Origin of the sequence: Actinophytocola sp. (assembly GCF_049647105.1) — a bacterium.
Classification (GTDB): Bacteria; Actinomycetota; Actinomycetes; order Mycobacteriales; family Pseudonocardiaceae; genus Actinophytocola.
Genome location: NZ_JBARWZ010000045.1, coordinates 1 through 13,582 on the forward strand (window position 1 = coordinate 1; position 13,582 = coordinate 13,582).

The following is a 13,582-nucleotide window of genomic DNA, read 5'->3' on the forward strand; positions in this document are numbered from 1 at the left end:
GCGCGGGGCACCTGCTGCTGGTCAGCCGCCGAGGCCCCGCCGCGCCCGGCGCCGCCGGACTGGCCGACGAACTGCGTGGCCTCGGCAGCGAGGTCACCATCGCCGCCGCCGACCTCGCCGACCGGGACGTCCTCGCCGGACTGCTCGCCGACCTGCCAGAGGAACACCCGCTCACCGCCGTGTTCCACGCCGCCGGCGTCGCCGACTCCAGCATCGTCGACGCACTGACACTCGACCGCGTCGACGACGGCCTGCGCGCCAAGTTCACCGCCGCACGCAACCTTGACGAGCTGACCCGCGACCTCGACCTGTCCGCGTTCGTCCTGTTCTCGTCGCTGGCCGGGGTGTTCGGCGCGGCGGGCGAGGGCAACTACGGCCCTGGCAACGCCTTCCTCGACGCGCTCGCCGCCCACCGCCGCGACCGGGGACTGCCCGCCACCTCGGTGGCGTGGGGTGCCTGGGCGGGCGGCGGCATGGCCGACGGCGCGCTCGGTGACGCCATGGGCAGGCACGGCATCCCGCGCATGGACCCGGCGCTGGGCGTCGCGGGCCTCCAGCAGGCCCTCGACCACGACGACACCGCCGTCGCCGTCGCCCACCTGGAGTGGGACACGTTCTCCTACTTCTTCTCCGCCACCCACAGCACCCGCCTGCTCGACGTCATCGCCCCAGGACCGGCCATCGGAGTGTCCACAGCGGACACCGGCGCCGGGCAGACGCCGCTCGCGGCGCAGCTGGCCGCCGCCACCGAGGCCGACCGCAACCGCGCCCTACTGGCGCTGGTCCGCGAACAGGTCCAGCAGGTGCTCGGCTACGCGTCGGTGGCCGAGGTCGAGCCAGGCCGCGCGTTCTCCGACCTTGGCCTGTCCTCGGCCGGGTCCGTCGAACTGCGCAACCGCCTCACCCTGCTCCTCGGTGTCCGCGTCCCCGCGACCGTCGTCTTCGACCACCCCACCGCCACCGCGCTCGCCCGCCTGCTCGCCTGCGAGCTGACCGGCGGAACCCGGGCGGAAACCGTCGCCCCGGTCGCCGTGTCCGCTACCGACGAGCCGATCGCCATCGTGGCGCTGAGCTGCCGCTTCCCCGGCGGGGTCGGCTCGCCGGAGGACCTGTGGCGGCTGGTCGCCGACGGCGTCGACGCGGTCGGCCCGTTCCCCGCCGACCGCGGCTGGGACCTCGACGGCCTCTACCACCCCGACCCGGACCACCCCGGCACCAGCTACGCCCGCGACGGTGGCTTCGTCGCCGAGGCCACCGGCTTCGACCCGGCGCTGTTCGGGATCTCGCCCCGCGAGGCCATCGCCATGGACCCGCAGCAGCGGCTGGTGCTGGAGGCGTCGTGGGAGCTGTTCGAGCGGGCCGGGATCGACCCGCTGTCGTTGCGTGGCAGCAGAACCGGCGTCTACGCCGGGACCGGCGGGCAGGAGTACACCGCGCTGGTCGCCGGTTCCCAGGAGGGCGCGGAAGGCTACCTGGCCGTCGGCGGTTCGCCGTCGGTCGTGTCCGGCCGCGTCGCCTACACCTTCGGTCTGGAAGGCCCCGCGGTCACCGTCGACACCGCGTGCTCGTCGTCGCTGGTGGCCCTGCACCTTGCGGTGCGGGCACTGCGCGCCGGCGACTGCGACCTCGCCGTCGCGGGCGGTGTCAACGTGCTGTCGAGCCCCGGCATCTTCGTCGAGTTCTCCCGCCAGCGCGGGATGTCCGCCGACGGCCGCTGCAAGTCCTTCTCCGACGCCGCCGACGGCGCGGGCTGGGGCGAGGGCGTCGGCGTGCTCCTGGTCGAGCGGCTCTCCGACGCGCGCCGCAATGGGCACCCGGTGCTGGCGGTGGTGCGTGGTTCGGCGATCAACTCCGATGGCGCGTCGAACGGTCTCACCGCGCCGAGTGGTGCCGCGCAGCAGCGCGTCATCCTGGCCGCGCTGGCCGACGCCGGGCTTGTCCCGTCGGAGGTGGACGCGGTGGAGGCGCACGGCACCGGCACCACTCTTGGCGACCCGATCGAGGCCACCGCGCTGCTCGCCACCTACGGCCAGGACCGGGAGCGGCCGCTGCTGCTCGGCTCGGTCAAGTCCAACATCGGCCACACGCAGGCCGCCTCCGGTGCCGCGGGCGTGATCAAGGCCGTCATGTCGGTCCGCAACGCGGCGCTGCCCGCGACCCTGCACGTCGACCGCCCGTCCACCCACGTCGACTGGACCACCGGCGCGGTAGAGCTGCTCACCGAGTCCCGCCCCTGGCCGGAGACCGGCCGCGCCCGCCGCGTCGGCGTGTCCTCCTTCGGCGTCAGCGGCACCAATGCGCACGTGATCATCGAACAGGCGCCCGAGGTTCCCGCCGCGCCCGCGCCGCGCACCGTGTCGTCCGCCGTGCCGTTCCTGCTGTCCGCCGCCACCCCGGCCGCGTTGCGGGCCCAGGCCGCCCGCCTGCGCGACCACCTCGCCGACCATCCCGCCACCGCACCTGCCGACATCGCGTTCTCCCTGGCCGCCACGCGCTCCGCCCTGGCGCACCGCGCCGTGGTCGTCGGCACCGCGCGAGACGGCCTGGCCGCCGGTCTCGACGCACTGGCGACCGGCGGGCACACCGCCGCGGTGATCGAGGGCACCGAGGGCACCGCGGACGCGGTCGCCATGGTGTTCCCCGGCCAGGGCGCGCAGTGGGCCGGGATGGCCACCGCCATGCTGGCGGAGTCACCCGCCTTCGCCGACCGGATGCGTGAGTGCGCCGCCGCGCTGCGCCCCTTCACCGGCTGGGACCTGTTCGCGGTCCTCGACGACCCCGCCGCCATGGCACGGGTCGACGTCGTGCAGCCCGCGCTGTGGGCGGTCATGGTGTCGCTGGCCGAGGTGTGGCGTGCCTGCGGCGTCCCGGTCGCGGCGGTGCTCGGCCACTCCCAGGGCGAGATCGCCGCGGCCGCCGTCGCGGGCGCACTGTCCCTTGACGACGCCGCCCGCGTGGTGGCCCTGCGCAGCCGTGCGCTCACCACGCTCGCCGGACGTGGCGGCATGGTCTCCGTGCCGCTGCCGGCCGACCGGGTGCGCGACCTGATCGCGCCGTTCGGTGACCTGCTGTCCGTGGCCGCGGTCAACGGGCCGTCGTCGGTGGTCGTCTCCGGCGCGCCAGAGGCTCTCGACACGCTGCTCGCCGACTGCGCCGCCGCCGACGTCCGTGCCCGCCGCGTCGCCGTCGACTACGCCTCCCACTCCGCCCAGGTCGAGGAACTGCGTGACCATCTGCTGGCGGTACTCGCCCCGGTCCGGCCCCGGCGCGCCGCGACGCCGATCTACTCCACCGTCACCGGCGAGCTCGTCGACGGGTCCGGCATGGACGCCGAGTACTGGTACCGCGGCCTGCGCGCGTCCGTCGAGTTCGAACGCGCCACCCGCGCCGTACTGGGCGCAGGCATCCGCGCGTTCGCCGAGGCGAGCCCGCACCCCGTCCTCACCGTCGGCCTCCAGGAGACCGTCGACGACGCGGGCGTGACCGCGGTCGTGGCCGGTTCCCTGCGCCGCGACGACGGCGGCCTCGACCGCCTGCTCAGCGGCCTGGCACAGGTCCACGTCCACGGCGTCCCGGTCGACTGGTCCCCGGTCCTGTCCGGTGCCCGCCGCGTCGACCTGCCCACCTACGCCTTTCAGCACCAGCGTTTCTGGCCCACCCCGGCCCGGCACGTGCCTGCCGGGGGCGGGGACGACGCCCGCTTCTGGTCCGCCGTCGAGGCCGGCGACCTCGACCGCATCGCGGGCGAGCTGGCCGTCGACCCCGGCGCCACCCTCCGCGACCTCCTGCCCGCCCTGTCCGCCTGGCGTGACCGGGAAACCGGGGACGCCACGGTGGACGGCTGGGCCTACCGGACCGTGTGGCGGCCCCTCGCCGTCGATGGCGTGCGGCAGGGCGTGGCCGCCGCCCCCGGCTGGCTCGTCGTGGCCCCGGCCGGACACGCGTGGGCCGACGCCGCGTGCGCCGCCATGTCCGGCCGCCGCGTCGACCTGCCCGCGTGCCGGGAGGACGCCGAGCTCGCCCTGCTCGCCGCCATCGGGGACGACGCGAACCCGCCCGGTGTCCTCGCCTTCGCCGACAGCGACGGCGTACTGACCCTGCTGCACGCACTCGCCGCCGTCGCCCCCGGCACGCGCCTGTGGTGCGCCACCAGCGGCGCGGTCACCACCGGCCGCGCCGACCGGCTGCGTGACCCGGTCCAGGCCGCGGTGTGGGGTCTCGGCCGCGTCGCCGCGCTGGAGCACCCCGGGCGCTGGGGCGGCCTGATCGACCTGCCCGCCGAACCGGACGAGCGGGCGGCGGCCCGTCTGGTCCGCGCGCTCGCCGGGCCGGAGGACCACGTCGCCGTCCGCGCCTCCGGCGTCTTCGGCAGGCGCCTGGTCCGCACCAGCGCGGGCCCTGCCGAGCGCGTCCAGGTGACCGGCACCGCGCTGATCACCGGCGGCACCGGCGCACTCGGCGCGCACACCGCACGCCTGCTCGCCGAACGCGGCGCCGACCGGCTCGTCCTGCTGAGCCGCAGCGGCCCGGCCGCGCCCGGCGCCGCCGACCTGGCCGCCGAGCTGACGGCCGAGGGCACGACCGTCGACGTCATCGCCTGCGACGCCGCCGACCGCGACGCGCTCGCCACCGTCATCGCCGCCATCCCCGACCTGACGGTCGTCGTGCACACCGCGTGCGTGCTGGACGACGGCGTCGTGGACGCCATGACCCCCGAGCGCATGGCCACCGTGTGGCGGGCCAAGGCCGACGCCGCGCGGAACCTGCACGAACTCACCTCGGGCACCGAACTGGCCGCCTTCGTCCTGTTTTCCTCCGCCGTCGGCACCCTCGGCAACGCGGGACAGGGCAACTACGCCGCCGCCAACGCCTACCTGGACGCACTCGCCGAGCAGCGTGCGGCCGACGGCCTGCCGGCCACCTCGATCGCGTGGGGCGCCTGGGGTGGCGGCGGTCTCGTCGCCGACGGCGCGGTCCGCGAGCAGCGGGTGCGCGGCGGCGGGTTCCGCGCCATGCGCCCGGAACTGGCGGCCGCAGCACTCGACCGCGCTCGCACGGGAACCACCCCCGCGCTCGTGGTCGCCGACATCGACTGGGCCCGCTTCCGCCCGGCGTTCACCGCCGTGCGCCCGACCACCCTGTTCGACGAGCTGCCCGACGCCGCCCCGGCCGTCACCACGGCGCAGACGGGTTCGCCGCGCGACACGTTCGCCGCCCTCACCGGCCCCGAACGCGACCGTGCCCTGCTCGACCTGGTCCGCGAGCGGGCCGCCGCCGTGCTGCGGCACGACTCGCCTGCCGCCGTCGAGCCGGGAAAGCCGTTCCGCGACGCCGGTTTCGACTCACTGACCGCCATCGAGTTCCGCAACCTCGTCGCCGCGGCGACCGGACTGAGCCTCCCGTCCACCCTGGTCTTCGACCACCCGACCCCCGCCGCGCTCGCGGCCTTCCTCGGTACCGAGCTCGGTGGCGAGACCGTCGCGCCGGTCACCGCCGCGCCCGTGACCGCGCGGGACGACGACCCGGTCGTCGTGGTCGGCATGGGCTGCCGCTTCCCCGGCGGCGTGTCCGGCCCGGAGGACCTGTGGCGGCTGCTGCTCGCCGAACAGGACGCCGTCTCCGTCCTGCCCGCCGACCGCGGCTGGGACATCGAGGGCGGCTACGACCCCGACCCGGACAAGGAGGGCACCTTCTACGTCCGCGAGGGCGGCTTCGTCCACGGCGCGGGCGAGTTCGACCCCGGCTTCTTCGGGATCTCGCCGCGCGAGGCCGTGGCGATGGACCCGCAGCAGCGACTGCTGCTGGAGACCACGTGGGAGGCCATCGAGCGCGCCCAGATCGACCCGGCCTCGTTGCGTGGCACCGCGACCGGCGTCTTCGCCGGCATCAACTACAGCGACTACGGCTCGCTGGCGGGCCGGCCCGACGGCGTCGAGGGGCACATGATGACCGGCAACGCGGGCAGCGTGCTGTCCGGCCGGATCGCCTACGCGCTCGGCCTGGAAGGGCCCGCGGTCACCGTCGACACCGCGTGCTCGGCGTCGCTCGTCGCCCTGCACCTCGCCGCCGCCGCCCTGCGTGCAGGCGAGTGCGGGCTCGCGGTCGCGGGCGGCGCGACGATCATGTGCACGCCCGGCATGTTCATCAACTTCAGCAGGCAGCGCGGCCTGTCCCAGGACGGCAGGTGCAGGACCTTCGACGCCGCCGCCGACGGCACCGGCTGGGGCGAGGGCGCGGGCGTCGTCGTCCTGGAACGGCTCTCCGACGCCCGCCGCAACGGCCACCCCGTCCTGGCGGTCCTGCGCGGCTCATCGGTCAACTCCGACGGTGCGTCCAACGGCCTGACCGCACCGAGCGGCCCCGCGCAGCAGCGGGTCATCCGGTCCGCGCTCGCCGCCGCCGGTCTCGCACCGTCCGATGTGGACGCGGTCGAGGCGCACGGCACCGGCACCGCGCTCGGCGACCCGATCGAGGCCCAGGCGATCATCGCCGTCTACGGCCAGGACCGCGACGAGCCGCTGCGGCTCGGCTCGCTGAAGTCCAACATCGGCCACACCCAGGCAGCGGCCGGGATCGCCGGTGTCATCAAGACGGTTCTCGCGCTACGCAACGGCATCCTGCCCAGGTCGCTGCACGTCACCAACCCCACCCCGCACGTCGACTGGTCGGCGGGCGCGGTGGAGCTGCTGACCGAGACCACGCCGTGGCCCGCGACCGGCCGCCCCCGCAGGGCGGGCGTGTCCGCGTTCGGCATCGGCGGCACCAACGCCCACGCCGTCTTCGAACAGGCACCGGACCCGGTGCTGGAGCGGACGGCCACCGCGCAGGACGTGCTGCCCTGGCTGGTGTCCGGCCACACCGAGGCCGCGCTGCGCGAGCAGGCCGCCCGCCTGCGCGTCCACCTCGACGCCCATCCGGAGCTGACCGCGGCCGACGTCGCCTACTCGCTCGCCACCACCCGTTCCGCGCTGGAGTACCGGGCGGTCGTCACCGGCCGCGACGAGGACGACCTGCGCATCGGGCTTGCCGCGGTCGCGGGCGGCGCCGCGAAGCTCACCGCCCGCGCCCGTCCCGACGAGCCCCTCGCCATGCTGTTCACCGGCCAGGGCGCGCAGCGCACCGGCATGGGCCGCGAGCTGTACGCCACCCACCCCGTCTTCGCCGACGCCTTCGACGCCGCCTGCGCCCGCCTCGACGCCGCACTGGACGTCCCGCTGCGCGACGTCGTCTTCGAACCGGAGCACGCGGAGCTGCTGAGCGACACCGCCTACGCGCAGGCCGCGCTGTTCGCCGTCGAGGTGGCCACCTACCGGCTCCTCGAGCACTTCGGGGTGCGGCCGGACGTGCTCGTCGGCCACTCGGTCGGCGAGATCGCCGCCGCGCACGTCGCCGGTGTCCTTTCCCTCGACGACGCGGCCACCATGGTCGCCGCCCGGGGCGCGCTCATGGCCGCACTGCCCGGCGGCGGCGCGATGTGCGCGGTCGAGGCCACCGAGGTCGAGGCCGCCGAGCTGGCCGACGTCGCCACCGGTGCCGTCGGTATCGCCGCCGTCAACGGGCCCGCGTCGATCGTGCTGTCCGGCGCGGAGGACGCCGTCGCCCGCGCCGCGGAGGAGTTCGCCCTGCGCGGCCGCCGGGTCAAGCGCCTCACCGTGTCGCACGCCTTTCACTGTGCGCTCGTGGACCCGGTCCTTGACCGCTTCCGCGCCGTCGTCGCCACCCTGCGGCTCGCCCCGCCGCGGATCCCGGTCGTCTCCGGGGTGACCGGCGCCAGGCTGACCGGGGACCAGGCGTGCTCGCCCGACCACTGGGTCGCCCACATGCGGGACACGGTCCGCTTCCACGACGCCGTCTCCTCGGCCGGGGCCACCCGCTTCCTTGAGGTCGGCCCGGACGGCGTGCTGAGCGCTCTCGTCCAGGAGGCCCTGACCGACATCGCCGCGGCCGTGCCGGTCCTGCGCGGGGACAAGCCGGAGGACGAGACCCTCATGACCGCGCTCGCCACCCTGCATGTCCACGGCGTGCGCGTGGACTGGCGGGCCGTCCTCGACGGTGCGCTGCCCGTCGACCTGCCGACCGCCGCGTTCCAGCGCACCCGTTACTGGCTCGGTGCCACCACGGCCCCGGCGGCGCCCTCGGCCCCGGCGGCCGACCCGCTGTGGCAGGCGTTCGAGCGCGAGGACGTCGGCATGCTCGCCGACCTGCTCGACCTCGACCGCGCCCACCTCGACGTCGTCGTCCCCGCGCTCTCGGCGTGGCGGTCGCGGCACGACGAGCAGACCGCCGTCGACGCCCTGCGCTACCGCGTCCGCTGGCAGGCGGCCGACGCCGCGGTGACCCCGCAGCTGCGCGGCACCTGGCTCGCGGTCACCTCGGGCGCCGGGCGGCGCTGGACCCGCGCGGCACTGGCCGGTCTCGCCGAGGACGGCGCGACCGTCGTGGAGGTCCGCCTCCCCGGCGACGCGACCCGTGCCGGGATCGCCGGACTGCTCGACACCGCCATGGCGGGGCACCCGCTCATCGACGGGGTCGTGTCCCTGCTGGCGCTGGACGAGAGCCCGCACCCGGCCGCCGCCTCGGTGGCCGAGGGCGCGGCGGCGACACTGCTGCTCACCCAGGCGATGGGCGACCTGGACGTCGACGCGCCGCTGTGGTGCCTGACCCGGCGCGGCGTCTCGATCGGCCACGGCGACCGGCTGGCGGGCCCGAACCAGGCCCAGGTCTGGGGCCTCGGCCGGGTCATCGGCCTGGAGTGGCCGGACCGCTGGGGTGGCCTGGTCGACCTGCCGGACGATCTCGACGCCCCGACGCTGGCCCGGCTGCGTGGCATCCTCGCGGGCGCCATCGACGACGAGGCGTTCGCGATCCGGCCCTCCGGCGTGTTCGTCCGCAGGCTCACGCACGCACCGGCGGGCTCGGCCGCCTCGTGGCGGCCGACCGGCACGGTGCTCGTCACCGGCGGCACCGGTGCCCTCGGCGCCCACGTCGCCCGCTACGCAGCAGGAGCTGGCGCGCGGCGCCTGGTGCTGACCAGCAGGCGCGGCCTCGCCGCCCCCGGCGCGACCGAACTGGTGGCGGAGCTGACCGCGCTGGGCGCCGAGGTGGTCGTCGCCGAGTGCGACATCGCCGACCGCGCCGCCGTGGCCAGGGTGCTTGACGACATCGCGGCCGACGGCCAGGAGCTGACCGCCGTGCTGCACGCAGCGGGCGTCGGCCAGCTCACCCCGCTCGACCAGGTCGGCCTCGACGAGTTCGCCGCCGTCGCCGACCCGAAGGTGGCCGGTGCCCGGCACCTCGACGAGCTGCTCGGCGACACCCCGCTGGACGCGTTCGTGCTGTTCTCGTCCATCTCCGGGATCTGGGGCAGCGTCGGCCAGCCCGCCTACGCCGCCGCCAACGCCCATCTCGACGCCCTCGCCGAGCACCGGGCCGCCCGCGGCCTGGCCGCCACCTCGGTCGCCTGGGGTCCGTGGGCCGAGGGCGGCATGGCCGACGGGGCCAGCGCCCTGCTGCGCCGCCAGGGCCTGCGCCCGATGGCCGTCGACCGTGCGGTCACGGCACTCGGCCAGGCCATCGCCCGCCGTGACACCACGGTCGTCGTGTCCGATGTGGACTGGACCGTCTTCGCCGACGTCTACACCCTGGCCAGCCACCGGCGCATGCTCGACGAGCTGCTCGCGTTCGCGGGCCGGGACCGCCAGACCGGGCAGGCCGGGACCGAGGGGACCGCCGTGCTGCGCGGACGCCTCGACGCCGCGGCACCGGCCGAGGGACCGGCCCTGCTGCTGGCCGCGGTCCGGGCCGAGGCGGCGACCGTGCTCGGTCACCCCGGCACCACCGCCGTCGAACCCGACCGTGCCTTCCGCGACCTCGGGTTCGACTCGCTGACCGCGGTCGAACTACGCAACCGCCTGCAGGAGCTGGCCGGGGTCACCCTGCCCGCCACCGTGGTGTTCGACCACCCGAGCCCCAACGCGCTGGCCGCCGACCTCCTCCGCAGGATGACCGGCGAGGACGGCCCTGATGACACCGGTGACCCGGTCGCGCCGCTGCTCGCCGGGCTCGCCAAGTGGGAGGACGCGCTCGCCGCGGCCGCCGCGCCGGCGGACAAGGCCCGGATCTCCCTGCGGCTGCGCAGGATCCTGGCCAATCTCACCGACGCCGACGACGGGCCGCCCCCGGCCCTGTCCAACCTCGACGAGGCGACCGACTCCGAGCTGTTCGCCCTCGTCGACCAGGACCTGGGGGTGGCGTGATGGAGCACCCGATGTCTACAGAGGACAAGTTACGCGGCTACCTGAAGCGGGTCGTCGCCGAACTGGACCAGACCCGCAAGAGACTCGCCGACGCCGAGACCCGCGTGCCGGAACCGGTCGCGATCGTCGGCATGAGCTGCCGGCTCCCCGGCGGTGTGCGGTCGCCGGAGGACCTGTGGGGGCTCGTCTCCTCAGGCGCCGACGGGCTCGCCGGGTTCCCCGCCGACCGGGGCTGGGACCTGGCCGGGACGGACTTCGCCAAGGTCGGCGGCTTCGTCTACGACGCCACCGGGTTCGACGCCGCCCTGTTCGGCATCTCGCCCCGCGAGGCGCTGGCCATGGACCCCCAGCAGCGCCTGCTGCTGGAGGCGTCGTGGGAGCTGTTCGAACGGGCCGGGATCGCACCGGACTCGTTGCGCGGCAGCCGAACCGGCGTGTTCGTCGGCGCGTCGCACTCCGGCTACGGCGCGGGCGTCCCGCTGACCCCCGAGGTCGCGGGCCACGCCGTCACCGGCACCGCCGACAGCGTCCTGTCCGGCCGCGTCTCCTACGTCTTCGGGCTGGAGGGCCCCTCGGTCACCATCGACACCGCGTGCTCGTCCTCGCTGGTCGCGCTGCACCAGGCCGTCGCGGCGCTGCGGGCGGGGGAGTGCTCGTCCGCGCTGGTGGCCGGGGTGACCGTGATGACCACCCCCGCCGCGTTCGTGGAGTTCGGCAGGCAGAACGGGCTGGCTGGCGATGGCCGCTGCAAGTCCTTCGCCGCCGCCGCCGACGGCACCGGCTGGGCCGAGGGCGTCGCCGTCCTGCTGGTCGAGCGGCTGCGTGACGCCAGGCGGCTCGGTCACGACGTGCTCGCGGTCGTGCGTGGTTCCTCGGTCAACTCCGACGGCGCGTCCAACGGCCTCACCGCCCCCAACCGCCAGTCCCAGCAACGGGTCCTGCGCGCGGCACTGGCCGATGCCCGCCTCACGCCGTCCGATGTGGACGTCGTGGAGGCGCACGGCACGGGCACCCGGCTCGGCGACCCGATCGAGGCGCAGGCCCTGCTCGCCACCTACGGCCAGGACCGGGCGACGCCGCTGCTGCTGGGGTCGCTGAAGTCCAACATCGGCCACACACAGGCCGCGTCCGGGCTCGCCGGTGTCATCAAGACCGTCCTCGCTCTCGGCCACGAGCAACTACCCGCGACACTGCACGTCGACGCCCCGACCCCGCTCGTCGACTGGTCGGCCGGCGCGGTGGAACTGCTCACCGACGCCCGGCCGTGGCCCTCGGGGGAGACCCCGCGCCGGGGCGGCGTGTCGTCCTTCGGCATCAGCGGCACCAACGCCCACGTCATCATCGAGGAACCGCCGCGCCACCCCGCAGAGCGGGCGCCACGTGCCGTATCACCCGTCGCCGTGCCGTTCGTGGTGTCCGGCCGCACCCCGGACGCCCTGCGTGCCCAGGCCGATCGGCTGCGCCGCCACCTCGCCGCCCAGCGGGCGACCGACCTGGTCGACACCGGCTTCTCCCTGGCCACCACCCGCGCCGCGCTGCCGCACCGGGCTTCGGTCGTCGCGGCCGACCGGGACGCGCTGCTGCGCGGCCTCGCGGAGATCGCCGCCGCCGCGCCTGGCCCGGCCGCCACCTCCGGCGCGCCCGCCTTCCTGTTCTCCGGCCAGGGCGCCCAGCGCGCCGGGATGGGCCGCGAGCTGTACGCGGCGTTCCCGGTGTTCGCCGCCGCCATGGACGAGGTGACCTGTGCGTTCGCCGCGCTGTCGGTCGCGCTGCCCTTCGACGACGCGGTCCTGTTGCGCCGCACCGACTGCGCCCAGGCGACCCTGTTCGCCCTCGAGGTCGCGCTGAGCCGGCTGCTGGAGTCCTGGGGGATCGTGCCCGGCCACGTGGCAGGGCACTCCGTCGGCGAGATCGCCGCGGCCCACGTCGCGGGCGTCCTGTCCCTCGACGACGCCTGCGCGCTGGTCGCCGCGCGGGGCAGGCTCATGCAGGGCCTGCCCGAGGGCGGGGCCATGCTCGCCGCCGAGGCGGTCGAGGCGGACGTGCCGTCCACCGTGGACATCGCGGCGGTCAACAGCCCGACCTCGCTCGTGGTGTCCGGCCCCGCCGCCGAGATCGCCGAGCTGGCGCGGGTCTGGCGGGCCGATGGCCGCAGGGTCACGCCGCTGACGGTCTCCCACGCCTTCCACTCCCGGCTGATGGACCCGGTGCTCGACGAGTTCGCCGCCATCGTCCGCGCCATCGACCTCCGGCCGCCGCGCCTGCCGATCCCCGGCGAGGTCACCGACCCCGACCACTGGGTTCGCGCGCTCCGCGACACGGTCCGCTTCGGCGACACCGTCGAACGCCTGCGAGCCGAGGGCGTCACCACCTTTCTGGAGCTTGGCCCCGACGCCGCCCTCTCCACGCACGTCGACGAGGCGCTGCCGCTGCTGCGCAGGCGCCGCCCCGAGGTCGAGTCCCTGCTGGCCGCGGTCGGTCAGGCGTGGGCGCGTGGCGTCGCCGTCGACTGGGCCGCCGTCTTCGCGCCATGGGGCGGCGCCCGCACCGAACTGCCCACCTACGTGTTCCAGCGGTCCCCGTACTGGCTCAGCTTCGACCCGGACTGGGCACCGTCCACCAGGGACACCGGCTTCTGGGCCGCCGTCGAGGCCGGCGACACCGCCGCCGTCGCCGGTGCCCTCGACCTCCCCGACACCGACGCCCTCGACACCGTGCTGCCCGCGCTCGCCCGCTGGCGCGCCGACCGCGCCGCCCAGGACGACGTCGCAGAACTGCGGTACCGGGTGCGCTGGGAGCCCGCCACCGGGACCGGCCCCGCCACGCTGAGCGGCCGCTGGCTCGTCCTCGACAACCCGGTCCTCGCCGCCGCGCTGCGCGACCGGGGCGCCGACGTCTTCACCTCCTTCGCCGACCTCGTCCGCCCCGTCGACGGCGTCGTGTCCACTGTGGACGACGTGCGCCAGGTGCCCGCGTTGCTGCGCGCCATCGCCGAGTGCGACGTCGACGCCCCGCTGTGGTGCGTCACCGGTGGCGCGGTCTCCATCGGTGACTCCGACCCGCTGCTCGCCCCCGGCCTGGCCCCCGTCTGGGGGTTCGGCCGCGCCGTCGCCATGGAGGCCCCGCACCGCTGGGGCGGGCTGATCGACCTGCCCGGCCCGCTCGACGCGCGCACCGCGGACCTGCTCGCCGCCGTCCTCGGCGGCACCGAGGACGAGGTCGCGCTGCGACCGGCAGGCGCGTTCGTCCGCAGGCTCGTCCCGGCCGGGCCCGCCATCGACCGCTGGCGGCCGCACGGCACGGTCCTGGTCACCGGCGGCACCGGC

2 protein-coding genes are annotated in these 13,582 nt (G+C 75.9%); both read left to right on the forward strand.

What is annotated here, in order from left to right; translation table 11 throughout:
* Positions 1 to 14: 14 nt before the first annotated feature.
* Entirely contained in the window at positions 15 to 10,256 is a 10,242-nt protein-coding gene (locus tag WBA97_RS06680; protein ID WP_424229822.1) for a type I polyketide synthase, read from the forward strand.
* 11 nt (positions 10,257 to 10,267) lie between these two features.
* Positions 10,268 to 13,582 (forward strand): type I polyketide synthase (locus WBA97_RS06685; RefSeq protein ID WP_424229821.1); only part of this gene is annotated, 3,315 nt, incomplete at its 3' end.